Genomic DNA, 17,487 nt, shown 5'->3' with positions numbered 1-17,487 from the left:
AATTAGTAGCGCGTTTATAAATCAGCGTTTATAAAAACGGCTCGATAGACATTTCTGCGAATTATCGCGAGCAGTAGATCAGCTAGCTATTTTAGCAAATAGTTTGAGCTTTCTTACCAACATATAGCCTGCCAGTGCTTTTCTGCCCATTGCCATTGCACCACCGGGATGGCGCAACATGCGAAAAGCGGCAACACCACCAATCACATATAAAGGAATTTTAAGGCTGCGCAAATTATTGTCTAACGGCAGAGCCGCCTTTGACAGCGTATCACTATCAATAAAAATATCGATACGCTGTTGCTCTAATTCAGCCAACAACACAGCTTTACGTTCAGCTCGGCTGGGTAGATTAACGGTGGTGTTGGGACGAGTCATCCTCATTCACCTCCAACAAAGCCCGGTCAGCGGCGAGTTGCTTAAGCGTTTCTTTCAGAAGCGTATGTTGTTTCGCTTGGCGCATAGCCATAATTGCCAGTAAAAAACTCAAGGCTATAAGAACGCCGGCACTGACACCGATCGCAGTAAGTCGGTAAGTGTCCCAAAACAAGACAACAACTAGTGCGGTAAGTGTTGCGACGCCTAATAACAACAGCAGCAGGCTTGCTCCCGCCAACAATAGCAGGGTCAGCAGACGAGCGCGTTCCTCTTCTAACTCTAAAACCGCCAAACGGAGCCTAGTTTCACCATTAGCAATTAATGATTTCAGCAGGCGTTTAGCGGCAGAGAATACGCGTTGAGTTGGCCCTAAAGCCATTAGCGACGACCGAGAAGCATACCCACCATCAAGCCCACTGCGGCACCAATACCAATGCTAGCCCATGGATTTTCATGCACGTAGCGATCACAGTTGTCTACTTGGTGAGACAGCGTTTCACGGGTGTCCTCATAAAGTCGTTCGCCACGTGCTTCTAAGCGCGCTCGCGTATCTTTCAATCGCTTTTCTGCACGCTCGCGAAGATCGCGCATTTCACCACTTGCATCTTTTGATGTGGCGTTCATCAACTCTTCGACAGTTTCACTCAGGTGGCGGAGATCTTCTTTCAACTGGTCAGCACGAGCAGAGGTGTCAGTATTACGTTTGGCCATGATGTCATCCTTTGACGAGTGAATATGAATAAGTAACAAACCAAGCATAGCAGCCGTTCACTATAAGACAACCTCAAGCACTAACGGTTCAGCCCAGTGGCGCTGAACAGGGGGTTTAAGCTAAAGCCAATACTGAGGCGGTGCACACGATTATTGTAGTCAATCATGCTTTCTCCATAGCCGTAGTAGTACTGCAAATGGGCGCGCACATTATTAAAAGCAGGCCAGCTATAGTCTATTTGCGTACCATAATTTCCGTCACTTGGATTGCCGCGCAGCTGGCCTGCCACCTCTTGGTTGCCGTTAAGTCGTTTGGCTAGCCGAATGTCGCCATAGCCGACAAAGCGATCAATGTCTGGGTTGTCATCGTCTTCTTCTGATTCAGGTACGCGCCAGTGCGGAACTAAGGAAAGTGCCCAGTCACCGCGTTGGAAGGTACTTTCCATATAAACTCTGTTCCAGCTTCGCGACAGTGGATCTGAGCGGCCATTAGACTGGTGGATGAAGGAGAAACGGTTACGCGTATTGACCCAGCCTAGTGCGCTCCAGGCGTTATCGAAATCAATAAAAATTTCTGGTTCGTAGTTGGTTTCCCGAAAGGGAGAAGAGGCATCGGTGTTATAGGCTTGCCACCAGCTACGCTGCGTGTAAGCAAAATAGACATCACCGATGTCGCCGAACACATCCTCTGCGAGGTTGAATTTAGCACTAAACTGAAATTTTACTTCGACGTCATTTGGAGAGGTGCCGTCAGAAACGCTACGAAAATTTTCGATATTCTGATTGGCGTTATAGCTAACGGGCAAAAGGTAGTTAAGCCGATGAGTCGTAATCGCGAACGGATTACGTGATGACTCTTGCTCAAATTGACGACGCTCACTGAGATCCTCAAGTGCCATTTCTTTCGGAAGCAATTGTGGGGCGGCAGTTGGTTTGCTTCCTGTTGGGTCTTCAACATGTTGCAGCTGTTGGTGCAGCTGATAAAGTTCTGTGTTGAGTGCACGGATACGCGCTTCGATTTCCTCGCGTGTCTCTGCAAAGGCACTTTCAGTGCCTAGCAATACAATTAAACTTGCTAATAATAGTTTTCGAATGACCATCAACATGGCTCACAAATAAATAAAAGACAGTTTTTCAGAGTCTCTTCTAACACGCCCGTTGTGTAAGTCAACACTTCCTGCTCGTCAAACGCGTTACATTGCGTAAGGAGTCAGAACGCCTGACAATGACGGTCTTCCTGAATGGAGTAATATCCATGTCGACGAGGCATATGTAACGTGGTCAAAAATTCGCTGAAGTCACTTTCCTGGCTATTTTTTATTTATCTATTGTTAACAGGTGTGGGTGCGCAGGTTGTGCAAGCTCAAGCGACATTGCTTGATCAAGTCCCCTCTGAAGCACAATTATCTGAGCGATTAGCCGAGCTTGAGTCTCAGGAGGGTGAATTAACCGCTGAGCAAACTCAGGTTGTGACAGCGTTATCGGCTGCATTGCAAAGTTATGAGCGCCTTCATGCGGTTGAAGAACGCCTTAAAACGCTGGAGCAACGCGTCGCCCAATCCCCCGAAATACTGCTTCGCCTCGAGCGTGAGTTAAATGGAGCTGAAGAGGACAGTCGCCAGCTGTCCGTGGAAGATCTGAGTGGCAGACCGCTCAATGAGTTGGAGGCGCAGCAAGCCGAGGCAGTGGTAGAGCTTCAGCAGCTTCAAAGCCAATTAGCCGAAGTCAACTCGCAGTTGTTGGCAGCGCAAACACTGCCAGAGCGTGCCCAGCAAGCAATATCAGATGCGTTACAACGAGCTGAGAGCTTACGTCGCCAGTCTGATGAGCGAGAGGCGTTGCTGGGTGATCGGCAGCTATCGGCCCGCAATGATGCACAATTAATTCAATGGCGCATTGAGCGCGCTCTTGCCGAGCAGGAAGTGAATCTTAATCAGCGCGAACTAGCTACCAACAGTCGGTTGCGTGAATTGGCTCAAGAGCGCCGAGAGCTCATTGAGCTGCAAATAGACCATCAGGAGCAGCAGCTTAACCTATTACAAGGGGTGATTGATCGCCAGCGGCGACTTCTTTCTGAGCAAGCTATTGCAGATGCAGCTAAGAGTGACCCACTAATCGCCGAAGGGCATCCTGTGGTGCTTAATGCTCAGCAAACAAATCAAACGTTGAGTCTTGAGTTGCTTCGAGCTACAGATCGAGCGAACGGTATTATACGTGAAAACATTGAAGTGCAGCGTCAGCTGGATCATGCGCGACAACTTCAGCGCACCCTAAATGAACAAATTGAAGCCATTCGTGGTAGCCAGCTGTTGTCGCGTATTCTTCGGGAACAGCGCCAATCGCTACCTTTAGTCGCGCCAAGACGAGACTTGCAGGATGAAATTGCTGATTTACGCTTGAAGCAATTTGACCTGATTCGTCAGCGTGATCAGTTGCGCCAAAGTGATCGCTTAGCTGCTCAACGTTTGCAGGAAGCGGGAGTCGATGTCACCCCAGGGTTGGTGGATTCCTTAACGCGCCTTTATCAGTCACGTCGTGAACTGGTTGAACAGCTTGAGCAGTCTTACGGCAGTTTGCTGAGCGCCGCTATTGAACTTCAACTGAACCAACAACAGCTATTAGCGACGACCCGTGATTTACGGATAACCATCGACGAGCAGTTGTTTTGGGTAGCCAATAGCCGTCCGCTGGATTTTAATTGGTTGCGACAAATTCCTCATAATCTTCAGCTGGAGTGGCGAGAAGGAGAGTGGCGAGCGATTTTGCCTACTCAGTGGCAAGGTTTTTCTTGGCGAATGTTGATTGGTATGCCGTTCGTTTTACTCGGTGTGGTTCTGATTGGGCTGCGCCGTCGAACCAAGTCGCGGCTGGCGCTTATTCATTCACAAATTGGCCGACTGAAAAGTGATACCCAATTACACACGACAAAAGCGGTGCTATTAAATGCGCTGCTAGCGTTGCCTGGACCGTTAGGGTTGGCGGGTATTGGCATTGCCCTTAGTAAAGCTGAAGGTGCACTGGCAAGCAGTGTTTCGCCAGCGCTGATGCAGCTGGCGCTTAGCTGGGTAGTTGTGGCTTGGGGTCGCCGGCTTCTCGTGCATGATGGCGTTGCTGAACGGCATTTTACCTGGGCACCCGCTTATACAGCGCGGTTGCGTAAACTTCTTGGAGGGTTAGGGCTGGCGCTAGCGCCCGTGGTCGTTATTGCTGCACTCTCTAGTCAAATGGAAACGCCGCTGGCATTACGTCCGGTGGCAATAGGGCTTTTTGCCGCTGGTTTAATAGCGATGAGTTGGTGGTTGGCACTATTAATCCTATCCCATGTGCCATTTTTCGGTGTGCGGTTATTTCGCTTAGTACTGGGGCTTGCGATGGCGTCGGTACCGCTGGTGCTCCTTGGTCTTGTGGTCTGGGGGTATGAGTACACAGCGTTACGGCTGGTGGCTCGTTTTGCGATCACTCTTTATCTGCTGGGCTTGTGGGTTGTTGTTGAGGCCACAGTAGTGCGTAGCTTGGCAGTTGCAGCACGGCGGTTAGCCTATCGTCGGGCACTCGCTAGACGACGGGCACAAGTGCAAGAGGGCGCAGAAGGGGGGCTGGAGGTCGTTGAAGAACCACCATTAGATATGGAGAAAATCAACTCGCAATCATTGCGCTTATCAAAGTTAATTTTGTTAATAGGTTTTAGCGCCCTGCTTTACCTGGTGTGGGCTGACTTATTGGCAGTGCTAGGCTATCTAGATCAGGTTTCGATATGGGATGCAGAAGAAGGTGACTTGGTCGGGGATGCACTATCGATTTCGGATGTCTTTACTGCGCTGCTGGTGGTTGCTGTTACGTTTATTATGGCGCGCAACTTGCCCGGCTTATTAGAAGTGATGGTGCTTTCACGCTTGTCATTAAAGCAGGGCAGCGCTTATGCCATTAGCTCACTGCTCTCCTATACCATTGTTGGTACGGGTGTCGTGATGGGGCTAGCGACACTGGGCGTTTCCTGGAATAAGTTGCAGTGGCTGGTGGCAGCGCTGAGTGTGGGCTTAGGCTTTGGGTTACAAGAGATATTTGCCAACTTTATTTCTGGCTTGATTATTCTGTTTGAGCGCCCAATTCGAATCGGTGACACTATTACGCTTGGAAATCTTCACGGTACGGTGAACCGGATTCGCATAAGAGCCACCACTGTGACTGATTTTGATCGAAAAGAAATTATCATCCCGAATAAAACATTCGTAACGGATCAGCTTATCAACTGGTCACTATCAGATAATGTGACCCGCGTCGTGCTGACTTACGGCGTTGCCCATGGGTCTGATTTGCCTTTAGTGCATACGCTGCTGCGCCAAGCCGCCGACGAAAACTCACGCGTGCTAGAAGATCCAGAGCCTCAGGTTTTGTGTCTCAACTACGGCCCGCACAGCCTGAATTTTGAGCTGCGCATTTTCGTTAACGATTTGCTTGACCGCTTATTTGCTGCCGACGAAGTAAACTGTCGGGTTGACGAGATGTTCCGTGAGGCGGGGATAAAGATAGCCTTTGAGCAAATGGATGTATGGCTGCACCGGGACCGAGGTGAATCAGTTAACGTGCAGTCAGCTAGCCGGCTGCCGCCTACTAACCTGAGCCAATGACTGTCCTTAGTGGATGGCTAAGTTGGTTTTTGAGTGCTGGTTTTAAGTGCTAGTTTTTGAGTGCTGGTTTTTTAGGGCTGGTTTTTAAGGGCTAGCTTTTGATTCTTAGTGACTAACGCTTGGTGTTTAGTCGCTAAAAGTAAAAACTCCCGATTACCGTCACCACCGGTAATCGGGCTTTCCTGCCAGTGGTTGATGGATAATCCACACGCTGTGCAAGCATCGCGTATTTTTTGCTCCACGTCGGCATAACGGCTAGCGTTACGCACAATGCCCCGCTTATCCAATGCGCCTGGTTCCAGCTCAAATTGTGGCTTCACCAGTGAAAGCAGTTGCCCTCCTGTGGGTAAAAGAGAGGCAATCTCTGGCAAAATTAGCGTTTGTGAGATAAACGAAACGTCCATCACGGCAATATCAATAGGGTATTTCGCCACTGCTTGTTGAAGGGCTGCCGATGACGTCATATGGCGAGCATTTAAACCCTCCAGACACATGACCCTTGGGTCGCCACGTAAGCGCTCGGCTAACTGTGTGTGGCCCACTTCAACACCGATGACATGCTTAGCACCAAACTGGAGTGAACAATCGGTAAAGCCCCCCGTCGACTGGCCAATATCCAACACAATGCGTCCTTCCAGGCGCATGTTGATTGCGGTAAGAACGCCCTCTAATTTTAAACCTGCGCGGGAAACGTAGCGTTCCTCTGGGTCTTCATCGATATGAAGCGGAGTATCCAGCGGCCATTTTTCGGATGGTTTGCTGAGCGGCGTGCCGTTTTTAAGATACACGCGCCCGTTGCGAATTAATCGTTGCGCGCGCGTACGGGAACTGGCCAGCCCTTGGCTGACCAGTAATTGGTCTAATCGAGTTAATTGAGTCATTGTTGTCAATATGGCAATTATCAAGCGCTTTCAGCGAGTCTTACGATGGGGAGTATGGCCCCTCATCTGCCTGAAGCTCAGTAGGGGGTAAGCGGCTAGCACCCCAACTGCGATGCAGATAGCCTTTAACAGACTCAAGCTCTTCATCCGTTACCGTTGCCAATTCGCCACGTTCTAGCGGGTCATAGTGGTAAATATATAATCGAGACGTGAACTGTGCGAAAGGTAGCGAGGCTTCGCCAAAGCGCTCTCCATGACCTGAAGTGCTGACTTTGACGTCGTCACCCCAATCTTGACCACTGTCGTTATTGGGATTGTAAAAATAAATTCTCATCGTATCGTTGGGATCTAACGAGGCGCGCAAAATAGTAATCGCATGCCAACCAATGAAACGGGCAGCACTGTCAGTGACGGCAATGCCAGCGGGTTGAGGATGAATCAGCGGCTGGTTGCCGTTGTAGTAAGGATGATAGCTCGCGTAGAAATGGCGGATAAAACTATCGACACCGATAAGTTGGCCGCTGGCAACATCAACGTTAATACTAAAGCCGCGTCCCGACCACCACCCGTGAAATTCTGGATTAACCCAGCGATGGGGGTCGCCTTCACGGCCGATGCAGCGTCTGCCCATTTCAGCATAAATACGGTCTAAATGAGGAACAACAATCAGGGAGGCTGGATCTAGATCCATCGGCAGTTCAGATGCAACGCCAGACGCACTCTCCATTGAAGAGATTGATTGACCCTCGAAATGCATAATGATTTCGTCATCACGGGCAGCCCAGGCCACCATTTGCAATAAATAGTCGGGGTCGTTGTAGGCCCACATAGAGAGCGCTCTCGCTGACTGGCAGGTAGGATTATTGCCCTGACCTACGCCTAGCGGCAGCCCTAACATGCAAAGCACACCTTCGATCAAACGTGCGCGCGGTGACGCCACGTCACCATAAGCGATGCTCAATCGTGCTTCTGACCACTCTGAAAGCTTCAGATTGAGTTGTCGCCACATCGCTGGAGCGACAGGGGGTTGATAGAGAATGCCCCGCTCAAGTAACAATGCTAAGCCATAAACCGCCTGGGCTGTGGCAGGGTAAACACCGCCACGAATCAGAGCGTGCACCAGCTCACGATAGCAGAGCAGGCAGTCGCGCCCGGTCGATGAGAGTCCTAGTGCCTCTGATAGCAGGTGGTCTCCCTCTTCCAGCAAATAGCGCATGAGTACCGTGTGGTAGGGCGATACCAGTCCTGTGTCGTGCATCGCACGCGCGAAACCAGTGGATTCTGCTTGCAGTGCAGCGTTATCCATACGCTCTAACCGCTCACGGTACAGATCAACACCGGGGTCTTCACGGCACGCTTGGGTCGGTCCGTAAAGCGAACTAACCAGCCTGTCAGCCCCTTGACCGCTTGATCCCAAATCTATGTCTGGATTGACTTGGCACAACGCGATTTGGGTAATCATCTGTTTTATGGCATCAACTTGAATAGGGCGCTGTTTTAAAATGCGCCATATTTCATCGATTAGTTGATCAATAACATGTTCGTAACCAATGCGATCAGCTAAATGCTTAAACAGTTGCCTGGGGATCGTTGCTAATCGCCCCTGGGTCTCCCGTTCTGCCTCGCTTGGTGCGTTAAACAGCAGCCATAGATTAATAGCCATGACTTGAGTTAAATAACGGTGCGCATGCTCTTGGGATACCAATGTGTGTAGGTAATCGCCTTTGGCGACCGCTAAAAGCCGCAGTTCGCTAAGCGCCTCAATAACCACCACATTGGCATCAGCACTTTTCAAAGAGAAAGTAGTGAGGGTGGGCACTAAGAACTGAGGGGTTTCCCAATCAGAACCTGCAAACACGCCGGCGGATTCAAAAACCGCCGAACGTGCTTCGAGGGCAGCGCAGCCACCCTCTTGCATCAAGATTCGGCGCGCAGTATCCATTACGCGGGGCAGTTTTGCCGGTTTAGAAAAAGCGGGCGCTTGCGAAAGCAGACGCACCGCATCATCAAATTTGCTCAGTAATCCGTTGAGCTTGCCATCTTCAGTTGAAGACGCCTCTTGATTCATCGTCACATTGACTCCTTATCCCAGCCGTAGCGGGGATTATACATAGAAGTCGAGGTCTTCTTGGCGTTTAAGCAAATCACGGAGTGTGTATGCATCTTCGCCTTTAAAGTAGACCAAGCCCCAGTGGGTACCAAACGCGGTACGTTTAGTGACGGTTTCTTCAACCGGTGACGTTAGTTCATGAGATTCAAAATAGGGGTGATCCTCTGTTTCTTCAGGGATCTCCAGGCGGCTAACAACCCGGCGACGGGGGTAGACACCAAAGCAGCCCGCGAATCCATCTGCATTCACCACTTCTTTTGGGAAGAAGGCGGCAACTTCTTCTATTGTACTCTTAGGATCGAATACCAGCATAGACGCTTGATAGGCGTTAAAACCGTAAACGCGTTCCAGAAGCTCGAAAACTTTAAAGCCGGGTGGGCGGTAAGCGACTTCGCCAAAGTACATTTCACCATCGCTGGTCACAAAATACTCGGGGTGAATAAGACCAAACTCAATATCAAATGCTTTTATCAGCTTTTCGATTTGCGCCTTGATCTGTTCGCGATACTTCTCAAGCTCTGGGGATGCCGGTACGAACACTGAGTAGCCAAGTTTCACGTACTCAGAAATGTTTAGAAAAGCGATTTTGCCGTTGTGAATCCAGGCTTCAACGGCAAACTCCCAGCCGTCTAAGTGAGATTCCATCAGGACTGGGAATTCTTCGTCAGGGATCGTATCGACCTCATCAGGCGTACGAATTATCCGGTGACCGAGACAGCCAGCCTTATCAAACGCTTTCAGGTGAATGGGATCGTTGGGATCACCATCGAGCTTAAGTAGCGTTTGGTTGACGCGCTTGAGAAAGCGAATAACGTCTTCTTTATCGTGGGCTTCTTCGAAAATACCTACACGAATACCGCCAAGCTGGGCGCGACGTTTCATTAATGCTTTGTCGCGCAGCAACAACGACTGACCATAAATGCGCGGATTGTCCAGTAACACTGAGTTGATAGCACCTGCCCACTCAACGGTTTCTTCATAAAGTGGGATAGCAACATCAACGCCTTTCTCCCTCAGCGTTTCAGAAATTTCGATTGAGCGATCGTTGAGGCGCTCGAAATTCCATGGGACGTAGGGGATATCATGTTTTTGGCAGTACTCCTCAGCCCAGTCGGGTGCAACTACGATGTAACGGCGGTCAAAATTCTCTGCCGCTTCGATCGCATTAAGGCTCCAACCTAATAAGGCGATATAGCCCTTATTGGGATCCTTTTGCATGGTGATGACTCCTGTGGGTGAGTGAATAATGTTGCCGTATAACCCGCCTCACCATACACGATAGGGCCTCCTCTCGGCTAATTAGCAGTCTCTGAAGGTGAGAAGAAGGTGAGAAGAAGGTGAGAATCGCCAAAAATAGGCGCTTTTGATGAAAGCGTACTAAAGGGCAAACCGCTGAGTATGTTAGGCTAGGCTTTTTAATATTATGTTCAAGTGGCAAGAGGAATAGGCCAAGATGGCGGCCAAGCCGATCTACCGTGTGGTGGTTCACCAGCAAGGTGAAATCTGGGATTTATACGTCAGAGAAATCTTTCAAAGCGAACTCTGGGGCTTTATTGAAGTCGAGGAGTTTGTCTTTGAAGATGCGTCGCGGGTTGTTGTCGATCCAGGAGCGGAAAAATTACAGCGCACCTTAGAAGGCGTGAAGCGTAGTTATCTGCCGCTTAACGCCATTGTGCGTATAGATGAAGTCGAACGTGAAGGCCCGTTAAAGGCTGTAAAAAGCGATGCCCGCGTCGCAGAGTTTCCTCGTCCCTTCTCACTGCCGCCTCGCGGGGAAGGGTAAGCGCCTAAGACATGCGCGCCGCTTTGAGCGATACGCGCGACTGGCTTCGTCGGCCACGCGCGTTTTATGATCAGGACATGACGTCATGCCAGTAAATAAACTTCGTAGTATAAATAAACTTAGTAGTAAAAATAAATTTCGTAGCAGTTGTTACGCCGCCACTGTTGGTGTGTTGCTGAGCGTTGGGATTGCCCCTGTGTTTGCGCAATCTGATAGCCGAGCCTGGGTCAGCGATGAATTAAGTACTTATGTGCGCAGTGGCCCAACGGACGGTTACCGTATAGTCGGAACGCTAAATGCAGGTGAGCAGGTTGAAGTGCTTGAAAATAGTGGGAATTACACCCGCGTTCGTGGCAATGGCGGCGATGTGGTATGGGTGCTTAGCAGTGAGTTGCAACAAACACCCAGTGCTCGTGAGCAACTGCCCGTATTACAAACGCAAGTAGACGAGCTTACCCAAGAATTAGATGGCATTAACGATACCTGGGAGCAGCGCGTTTCTTCTATGACGGAAACACTCGATATACGTGAACAGCGTATCGTGGACTTAGAAGCGCGTAACCGCGAGCTAGATAACGAAGCAGAGCAGTCTCGTCAGCAAGTTCGTGCACTTCAAGCGCGTTTAGATACGCAGGAAGAAGACTTGCTAATGCGCTATTTCATGTACGGCGGTGGGGTTGCTGGGGCTGGATTACTGGTCGGCTTAATTGTTCCTCATTTACCGCGTCGTCGTAAAAAGAGTGATCGCTGGTTTTAAGACGGTTTTTAAAACAAGCGTTGCGCGTCAATTTTGAGTACGAGGTAACCACGATGGATAACCCCTGGCGGCAACGTTGGCAGGAGGGTCGTATCGGCTTTCATTTGTCTGACACGCATCCTGCGTTGGTTCAATACTGGCCTACGCTCAATGTGACGCCTGGGGCCAAAGTGCTTGTGCCATTATGCGGAAAAAGCCTGGATATGCGTTGGCTGGCAGACGAAGGGCACCCAGTGCTGGGTATTGAGCTAGCACCTGAAGCGATAGAGCAGTTTCTAGCGCAGCGCGATGCAGGCGTGTCGCGTTATAACCAAGCTGGATTCAGCGTGACACGCCAAGGTAGCGTCGAGCTGTGGTGCGGTGATTTTTTTCATTTGCACATCAAACAAGCGGCAGAAGTGGGGGCGTTTTATGACCGAGCCTCACTAATTGCACTGCCTCCCGCCACCCGAGAGCGCTATGCTTTCCACTTGGCCCAGCTGGTGCCGCCTGGCGCTAGAGGGTTGCTAGTGGGGTTAACCCACGATGAAAGCAATGCAGGCCCTCCTTATAGCGTGCCCAACAGTGAAATTGAGCGTTTGTTTGTGCCCAACTTTCGCGTTGAACTGGTTGAAAACAGAGGAGCTGATGAGCGTGGCCGTAGTGAAAGCGTTTGGGCGCTGGAGCGTCGTGGGCCGCACATATAACTTTTTTTGCTAGTTACTCTTTCAGCTAACAACTGTTTTTGCTAACAACTGTTTCTCCTAGCAACTCTGTCTCCTAATAACTCTGTCTCCTAATAACTCTGCCCGCTAGGCGGGCAGAGTTATTAGCATAAATCGCCAGAACTAATTGTTCAGCGGGCGAGTAATCGGCCTAGCTCTGGGTCGCTAAATGCACGGTTCAAACCATCGTTGAGCAGGTCGTTTAACATACGTGTATTGGCATCTTCGCCGGGCTTGATGGCATAGCCTTGGGTGCGTCGCGAGGTGTAAGTGCCGGTATACGTTGTGCCTTTATTTTGGGCGATCGCCCGGAAAACCCCTTCAAGGCGCGCTTCGTCAATCAGCGGTTGGCCACTTTCACCTTTCGCATAGTTAAGGCTTGAGAGCTCTAAAGTCACACTTGGGCGGCCTTGGGCAGCGTCGCGAGTAGGGGTGAACCCCATATCGCGCACAGCGCGTTCCGCTTCGGCTTGCAACTGAGGTATCAGCTCATGACTGCTTACGGTAATCTGCGCGGTAGACATATTGCCACCCGAACGAGTCCCAATTACTTCACTTTCCCTAGCATCGGCAGTTATTACCGTGACCTGTTGGCCAGCGCCTGTTTGCGGCACGCTGGCGCTGCGTTCTGGGCTTAGTTGAAGGTATTGAGGGCTAGCGCAGCCCACTAGCAAAATGCTGGTAAGCAGCGCACCAGAAAGGTGTAAAAAATGGCGCCGACGCATGGTCTTTCTCCGCTATGGCTAAAACGCCAGTATAACGCGGGTATTGCGCTGGCGGTATGTTCGGGTGATGTGGGGTGTTCTGTTGCTTTAATGCTATGCCCATTTCAAGGTTTGCTAATAGTCAAAAGGGGGTAGCCTCGTGGGGTTCAGTATCGCCTTCTTTTTTGTTATGGGAAGATCCGTTTCTTGCTGTCTATGTGGTCAGCACAAAATAGGCATAACTATGATGCTTACAGATCTGTTTGAAAATGACGACATGAAATTGATCAATCTACTTCCACAGGAGGGGGCGGTTCATTACTACGGCAAAATTTTAGATAAGGCCACCGCCGATGCTTATTTCGAAAAGTGCCGAAGCGAGCTCAGTTGGGAGCATGATCGCTCGTTTATTTACGGGAAAGAGATCGTTACAAAGAGGAAAATAGCCTGGTACGCGGATGAGCTAGTCTCATATACGTACTCTGGATATACAAAGATGGCGTCAGCGTGGCCTAGTTTTTTACAAGAGATCAAGCAGGTAGTGGAAAGTCACTGCGGTGACGTATTTAATTCGTGCCTGTGTAATTTTTACCATTCGGGCGCAGAAGGTATGGGTTGGCACAGTGATGCTGAAAAAGACCTTGTTGAGAACGGAGTAATCGCTGCGCTGAGCCTAGGCGGCGAAAGGAAGTTTTTGTTTAAACATAAAGGCACAGGTGAGAAGGCATCACTTGTCCTAGAGCACGGTAGTTTATTAATCATGAAAGGCTCTACCCAAGCTAACTGGCTGCACAGTCTTCCTAAAACCAAGAAAGATGTTGAACCTCGGGTGAGCCTTACCTTTAGGCAAATGCGCTAGCCTTTTGCTGCCACAGGTTGGCAGCCTGAGCATTCACTAACTAAAGCTGCCGTCTCTGTTTGCAGTTGAAATGCACTAAGCGACGCGGCTTTGCTCCGTTACTTTTGACTCCGCGTTGGGAAAGCGATGCCACTGGCGTGGATGGGCAAAAAGGCGCTGCCCACGACGCATCTGAAGCTGCTCAAAATCAGCATGGCGCACTGTCGCAAGCCACGGCTTGGCCAGCCAGTCGGCTTCCAGCTCAACCCGCACTTCAGCGCCTACTGGCGAAATGGCTGTAATAGTTACTGGAAGGTGGCTTTCTGCGCTAGGTTGCTCGGCAAGGCGCACTTCGTGAGGGCGCAGTAATAGCTCTTCGTTACCGTCAGGCAAGTCAACATTCAGGCGAGCGTCACCGCAGGTGAGTACACCCTGATGTACATTGCCTTCTAAATGGTTAACGTCACCAAGAAACTCAAACACAAAGCGGTTAATAGGCGAACGGTAGAGTGCTTCAGGTGTATCAATTTGCTCGATACGTCCGTTACTCATTACCACGACACGGTCAGAGAGCTCCAGCGCTTCTTCTTGATCGTGGGTAACAAACACGCTGGTAAAGTTAAGTTCTTCATGCAAGCGGCGTAGCCAGCGTCGCAGATCCTGGCGTACCTTGGCATCCAGCGCACCAAACGGCTCATCCAATAGCAACACGTCCGGCTCAACGGCCAGGGCGCGTGCAAGCGACACACGTTGTTGTTGGCCACCAGAGAGCTGGGCAGGCAAGCGGTTAGCTAAATGCTGTAGTTGAACCATCTCCAGCAGCCTAAATACGCGGGCACGAATCTCACCGTTGGAAGGGCGGCGTTTTTTGGGCATCACGGTTAACCCAAAGGCCACATTGTCGTATACGCTCATGTGGCGAAATAGCGCGTAATGTTGGAAGACAAAGCCAATGCGGCGATCGCGAACGTGGACATTGGTTACATCGCGGTCGCCGAACAATATTTTACCCGGTTGCGGAGAGCGATCAGCGCTTTCCAAACCCGCAATGATACGCAGTAGTGTGGTTTTGCCTGAGCCAGACGGGCCAAGTAGGCCGACTAGTTCGCCTTCATGAATGTCCAGATTGATCGGCTCAAGCGCTTGAGTATTGGCAAAGTGCTTGGCGATGTTTTGTAAGCGAATACTCATAAAAATGCCTCCTGGCGCGCTGCGCGCCATTCCAGGCCTGCCTTGGCCGCAAGAGTTAACAGGGCAATAAGGGCCAGAAGTGCGGCGCTAGCAAACGCGCCTACCGCGTTGTAATCCTGATAAAGCTGCTCTAAATGCAGCGGTAACGTGTTTGTTTTCCCGCGAATGGCACCTGCGACCACCGAAACGGCACCAAATTCACCCACGGCACGAGCGTTAGTGAGAATGATCCCGTACAGCAACGCCCAGCGAATGTTAGGCAGCGTGACGCGCCGAAAGGTCGTCCAGCCGCCGGCGCCCAGGGTCACGGCCGCTTCTTCTTCTCGCGAGCCCTGGGCCTGCATGAGCGGAATTAGCTCGCGTGCCACAAAGGGGCAGGTGACGAAAATGGTCACCATTAAAATGCCGGGCCAAGCGAACATTAGTTGAATATCGTGGGTGTCTAGCCAGCTGCCAATCCAGCCATTGCGGCCATAAAGCAACAAGTAAATAAGCCCGGCCACTACGGGAGAAACGGCAAAAGGTATATCAATCAGCGTTTGCAGAATACGCCGCCCGGGAAAGCTAAAGCGGGTTACCAGCCACGCCAGTGCGACGCCGAATACTAAACACACTGGAATGGTCAGTAGTGCAATGACCAGCGTCAAGCCAATCGCATGCAAGGTGAACGTGTTGCTAACGTTGGCCCAAAACACCATCACGCCTTGGGAAAACGCCTGGGCGAAAATTGCCACCAAGGGCAGCAGCAAAAATAGCGCTGACAGCAACAGTGCGGCGCCAATAAGTAAACGCCGCACGGCGGGTGCATCACCAATTCTGCGCATCAGCCTTTTCCTCCATGCAAGCGGCGCACAAAGCGTCCTTGCCAAATATTAATCGCCAGCAGTAAAGCCAGTGACACAAAGAGCACGACAGAGGCGATCGCGGAGGCGCCCGCGTAGTCGTACTCTTGCAGTTTGACGAAAATCATCAGCGCGGTGATTTCGGTTTCGTAGGGCATGTTACCCGCAATAAAAATAATTGCCCCGAACTCACCCAGCGAGCGCACAAAGGCTAACCCAGTGCCGGTAACCAGTGCTGGCCACAGGTGCGGCATGATCACACGTCGAAACGCTACGCCATCGGTTGCACCAAGCGACATCGCTGCTTCATCAACTTCTGCGGGTAAATCTTCCAGTACCGGCTGCACGGTGCGAACTACAAACGGAATGCTGGTAAACGCCATGGCCAGTGCAATACCTACCCAGGTGTAGGCGACTTGAAACCCTAACGGTTCTAATAAGCTGCCCATCCAGCCGTTGCCCGCATACAGCGTCGCTAGAGTAATACCTGCTACCGCCGTGGGGAGCGCGAAGGGCAAATCCATTAAGGCATCTAAAAGACGCTTGCCGGGAAACTCATAGCGGACCAGCACCCAGGCTAGTAGTAATCCAAACACGGCATTAACAAGCGCCGCGACGGCTGCTGCTCCTATGGTGACCATGTAACTGGCCACCACACGGCCTTCGGTAATAATGGCCCAGTATTCGGCAAGGCTAAGCCCTGCCAGTTGGCCAAATAGCCCGGTGATCGGTAGAAGGAGTACCAGCGAAATGAACAGAACACTGATCCCCATAGACAGGCCAAAGCCCGGCAGCACGCGTGCGCTGCCGGACCGCCATAATGCTAGCTGGCTCATAGGCGTCCGTTAACGACGTTGCAGTTGATCAAGAAGGGCACCACCTTCAAAGTGGTTCTCCATTGCTTCTTCCCAGCTGCCAAACACGTCTTCAACTTCAAACAGCTCGGTGTCGGGGAATTGGTCGGCAAATTCGGCGACGACCGTTTCATCGTGAACGCGATAGTTAAAGCCCGCTAGTAAACGCTGAGTGTCTTCACGGTAAAGGTACTCAAGGTAGCTCTGTGCAAGGTCGCTATTGCCATTGCGCTCTGCGTTTTCACCGACAACTGCGACGGGGAACTCGGCAAGTATGCTGACCGGCGGCACAATGACTTCGTAGTCGTCGCTACCGTATTCGCTACGGATGTTGTTCACTTCCGACTCAAAACTGATCAGTACGTCGCCAATGCCACGTTCGATAAAGCTAGTGGTTGCACCGCGGCCACCGGTATCGAACACTGCAACATTGCGCAGGAAAGTGCGCATGAAGTCCTGAATCTGCTCTTCATCACCGTCAAATTCGTTCTCGGCAAATCCCCAGGCGGCTAGGTAGGTGTAGCGTCCGTTACCCGATGTTTTTGGGTTTGGGAAAACGATTTGCACGTCCTCATTGGCGAGATCATCCCAGCTTTCGATACCTTTTGGATTGTCTTTACGCACTAAAAACGCGGTAGTGGAGTAGTAAGGAGACGCATTGTTATCAAACGCTTCCTGCCAGTCTTCCGCCACTAAGCCTGCATCCGCAAGTACTTGAACATCGGTCACCTGATTAAACGTGACGACATCCGCACGCAAGCCTTGCATGATCGCGCGGGCTTGTGCAGAAGAACCACCGTGAGACTGGCTAATGGCAATCTCTTCGCCATGCTCTGCTTGCCACCATGCTTGGAATTCTGGATTGATAGCTGAAAATAATTCACGGGCGATATCGTAAGAAGAGTTTAGTAGTTCGCGCTCTTGGGCCATTGCCGTGTTGGAAACTGCGGTGGCAGCCACAGCCGTGCCAATAGCAGCGGCCAGCAGGCTGCGGCGAAGGCCAGTACGGGAAAAAGTAGAACGCATCATTGCAGGCTCCTTACATAGGGGGCGGTGTAATCGTAATGTGAGTAAGGGTAAACCTGTGATTGTGGAATTACAATTAT

17 protein-coding genes are annotated in these 17,487 nt (G+C 50.9%); 5 read left to right on the top strand and 12 right to left on the bottom strand.

Annotated elements, in window-relative coordinates:
* Positions 1–78 precede the first annotated feature (78 nt).
* The 4 genes from ELY33_RS01885 to ELY33_RS01870 all read right to left on the bottom strand — a co-directional run bounded on the left by ELY33_RS01885 (position 79) and on the right by ELY33_RS01870 (position 2,189).
* A complete protein-coding gene (locus tag ELY33_RS01885; protein WP_126943087.1) occupies positions 79–378 on the bottom strand; it encodes a YqjK-like family protein in 300 nt (99 codons plus the stop codon).
* Positions 353–757: a phage holin family protein gene (locus ELY33_RS01880; protein WP_126943084.1), complete on the bottom strand. Its 405-nt coding sequence runs from the start codon at positions 755–757 to the stop codon at positions 353–355. The genes ELY33_RS01885 and ELY33_RS01880 overlap by 26 nt, the downstream gene beginning before the upstream one ends.
* On the bottom strand, positions 757–1,089 hold the full coding sequence (locus ELY33_RS01875) for an ElaB/YgaM/YqjD family protein (protein ID WP_126943081.1): 333 nt from the start codon (positions 1,087–1,089) through the stop codon (positions 757–759). The genes ELY33_RS01880 and ELY33_RS01875 overlap by 1 nt, the downstream gene beginning before the upstream one ends.
* A gap of 80 nt (positions 1,090–1,169) precedes the next feature.
* Positions 1,170–2,189, bottom strand: a complete 1,020-nt coding sequence (locus ELY33_RS01870) for a phospholipase A (protein WP_126943078.1) — start codon at positions 2,187–2,189, stop codon at positions 1,170–1,172.
* A 177-nt stretch (positions 2,190–2,366) separates the two neighbouring features.
* Between ELY33_RS01870 and mscK the strand changes: the two genes are divergently transcribed.
* Positions 2,367–5,717 (top strand): mechanosensitive channel MscK, encoded by a 3,351-nt coding sequence (gene mscK, locus ELY33_RS01865; RefSeq protein ID WP_126943075.1) that lies wholly within the window; start codon positions 2,367–2,369, stop codon positions 5,715–5,717.
* Between the two features lie 71 nt (positions 5,718–5,788).
* Here mscK and ELY33_RS01860 read toward each other — a convergent pair whose 3' ends face one another.
* The 3 genes from ELY33_RS01860 to ELY33_RS01850 are packed head-to-tail and all read right to left on the bottom strand — an operon-like array spanning position 5,789 to position 9,926.
* Positions 5,789–6,598 carry a TlyA family RNA methyltransferase gene (locus ELY33_RS01860; RefSeq protein ID WP_126943072.1) on the bottom strand — a complete coding sequence of 270 codons (810 nt, stop codon included), beginning with the start codon at positions 6,596–6,598 and terminating at the stop codon, positions 5,789–5,791.
* Between the two features lie 40 nt (positions 6,599–6,638).
* Positions 6,639–8,666, bottom strand: coding sequence for a hypothetical protein (locus tag ELY33_RS01855; RefSeq protein WP_126943324.1), 2,028 nt, complete (start codon positions 8,664–8,666; stop codon positions 6,639–6,641).
* A gap of 36 nt (positions 8,667–8,702) precedes the next feature.
* Positions 8,703–9,926 carry an ATP-grasp domain-containing protein gene (locus ELY33_RS01850; RefSeq protein ID WP_126943069.1) on the bottom strand — a complete coding sequence of 408 codons (1,224 nt, stop codon included), beginning with the start codon at positions 9,924–9,926 and terminating at the stop codon, positions 8,703–8,705.
* Positions 9,927–10,161: 235 nt separating this feature from the next.
* On the opposite strand from ELY33_RS01850, the gene ELY33_RS01845 reads away from it, so the two are divergent.
* From ELY33_RS01845 to ELY33_RS01835, 3 genes are all read left to right on the top strand, one after another.
* Positions 10,162–10,491, top strand: coding sequence for a DUF1820 family protein (locus tag ELY33_RS01845; protein WP_126943066.1), 330 nt, complete (start codon positions 10,162–10,164; stop codon positions 10,489–10,491).
* An 85-nt stretch (positions 10,492–10,576) separates the two neighbouring features.
* The gene (locus ELY33_RS01840) at positions 10,577–11,248 is read left to right on the top strand and encodes a TIGR04211 family SH3 domain-containing protein (RefSeq protein ID WP_126943063.1); all 672 of its coding nucleotides are present in this window, start codon (positions 10,577–10,579) and stop codon (positions 11,246–11,248) included.
* A gap of 53 nt (positions 11,249–11,301) precedes the next feature.
* A complete protein-coding gene (locus tag ELY33_RS01835) occupies positions 11,302–11,934 on the top strand; it encodes a thiopurine S-methyltransferase (protein ID WP_126943060.1) in 633 nt (210 codons plus the stop codon).
* Between the two features lie 149 nt (positions 11,935–12,083).
* Here ELY33_RS01835 and ELY33_RS01830 read toward each other — a convergent pair whose 3' ends face one another.
* The gene (locus ELY33_RS01830; RefSeq protein WP_126943057.1) at positions 12,084–12,677 is read right to left on the bottom strand and encodes a YajG family lipoprotein; all 594 of its coding nucleotides are present in this window, start codon (positions 12,675–12,677) and stop codon (positions 12,084–12,086) included.
* A gap of 223 nt (positions 12,678–12,900) precedes the next feature.
* Here ELY33_RS01830 and ELY33_RS01825 point away from each other — a divergent pair, with 223 nt between their 5' ends.
* Positions 12,901–13,515, top strand: coding sequence for an alpha-ketoglutarate-dependent dioxygenase AlkB family protein (locus ELY33_RS01825; RefSeq protein ID WP_126943054.1), 615 nt, complete (start codon positions 12,901–12,903; stop codon positions 13,513–13,515).
* Between the two features lie 75 nt (positions 13,516–13,590).
* Here the strand turns inward: ELY33_RS01825 and ELY33_RS01820 are convergent, their stop codons facing one another.
* Genes ELY33_RS01820 through cysP form a run of 4 tightly spaced genes read right to left on the bottom strand, consistent with a single transcriptional unit; the run spans position 13,591 to position 17,410 of the window.
* A complete protein-coding gene (locus ELY33_RS01820; RefSeq protein WP_126943051.1) occupies positions 13,591–14,685 on the bottom strand; it encodes a sulfate/molybdate ABC transporter ATP-binding protein in 1,095 nt (364 codons plus the stop codon).
* Entirely contained in the window at positions 14,682–15,509 is an 828-nt protein-coding gene (gene cysW / locus ELY33_RS01815) for a sulfate ABC transporter permease subunit CysW (protein WP_009722675.1), read from the bottom strand. Before cysW ends, ELY33_RS01820 begins: the two co-directional genes overlap by 4 nt.
* Positions 15,509–16,363 (bottom strand): sulfate ABC transporter permease subunit CysT, encoded by an 855-nt coding sequence (gene cysT / locus ELY33_RS01810; protein ID WP_009722676.1) that lies wholly within the window; start codon positions 16,361–16,363, stop codon positions 15,509–15,511. The genes cysW and cysT overlap by 1 nt, the downstream gene beginning before the upstream one ends.
* A gap of 9 nt (positions 16,364–16,372) precedes the next feature.
* Positions 16,373–17,410 carry a thiosulfate ABC transporter substrate-binding protein CysP gene (gene cysP, locus ELY33_RS01805; protein ID WP_126943048.1) on the bottom strand — a complete coding sequence of 346 codons (1,038 nt, stop codon included), beginning with the start codon at positions 17,408–17,410 and terminating at the stop codon, positions 16,373–16,375.
* Between the last annotated feature and the right edge of the window lie 77 nt (positions 17,411–17,487).

The organism is Vreelandella andesensis, from assembly GCF_003989795.1.
Taxonomy (GTDB): domain Bacteria; phylum Pseudomonadota; class Gammaproteobacteria; order Pseudomonadales; family Halomonadaceae; genus Vreelandella; species Vreelandella andesensis.
This window is presented reverse-complemented; position numbering and strand designations above follow the sequence as displayed.

Bases quoted from the DNA above. Each gene is read 5' to 3' on its own strand.
- ELY33_RS01885 (WP_126943087.1), bottom strand. From the start codon at position 378: ATGACTCGTCCCAACACCACCGTTAATCTACCCAGCCGAGCTGAACGT.
- ELY33_RS01880 (WP_126943084.1), bottom strand. From the start codon at position 757: ATGGCTTTAGGGCCAACTCAACGCGTATTCTCTGCCGCTAAACGCCTG.
- ELY33_RS01875 (WP_126943081.1), bottom strand. From the start codon at position 1,089: ATGGCCAAACGTAATACTGACACCTCTGCTCGTGCTGACCAGTTGAAA.
- ELY33_RS01870 (WP_126943078.1), bottom strand. From the start codon at position 2,189: ATGGTCATTCGAAAACTATTATTAGCAAGTTTAATTGTATTGCTAGGC.
- ELY33_RS01860 (WP_126943072.1), bottom strand. From the start codon at position 6,598: ATGACTCAATTAACTCGATTAGACCAATTACTGGTCAGCCAAGGGCTG.
- ELY33_RS01855 (WP_126943324.1), bottom strand. From the start codon at position 8,666: ATGAATCAAGAGGCGTCTTCAACTGAAGATGGCAAGCTCAACGGATTA.
- ELY33_RS01850 (WP_126943069.1), bottom strand. From the start codon at position 9,926: ATGCAAAAGGATCCCAATAAGGGCTATATCGCCTTATTAGGTTGGAGC.
- ELY33_RS01845 (WP_126943066.1), top strand. From the start codon at position 10,162: ATGGCGGCCAAGCCGATCTACCGTGTGGTGGTTCACCAGCAAGGTGAA.
- ELY33_RS01840 (WP_126943063.1), top strand. From the start codon at position 10,577: ATGCCAGTAAATAAACTTCGTAGTATAAATAAACTTAGTAGTAAAAAT.
- ELY33_RS01835 (WP_126943060.1), top strand. From the start codon at position 11,302: ATGGATAACCCCTGGCGGCAACGTTGGCAGGAGGGTCGTATCGGCTTT.
- ELY33_RS01830 (WP_126943057.1), bottom strand. From the start codon at position 12,677: ATGCGTCGGCGCCATTTTTTACACCTTTCTGGTGCGCTGCTTACCAGC.
- ELY33_RS01825 (WP_126943054.1), top strand. From the start codon at position 12,901: ATGATGCTTACAGATCTGTTTGAAAATGACGACATGAAATTGATCAAT.
- ELY33_RS01820 (WP_126943051.1), bottom strand. From the start codon at position 14,685: ATGAGTATTCGCTTACAAAACATCGCCAAGCACTTTGCCAATACTCAA.
- cysW (WP_009722675.1), bottom strand. From the start codon at position 15,509: ATGCGCAGAATTGGTGATGCACCCGCCGTGCGGCGTTTACTTATTGGC.
- cysT (WP_009722676.1), bottom strand. From the start codon at position 16,363: ATGAGCCAGCTAGCATTATGGCGGTCCGGCAGCGCACGCGTGCTGCCG.
- cysP (WP_126943048.1), bottom strand. From the start codon at position 17,410: ATGATGCGTTCTACTTTTTCCCGTACTGGCCTTCGCCGCAGCCTGCTG.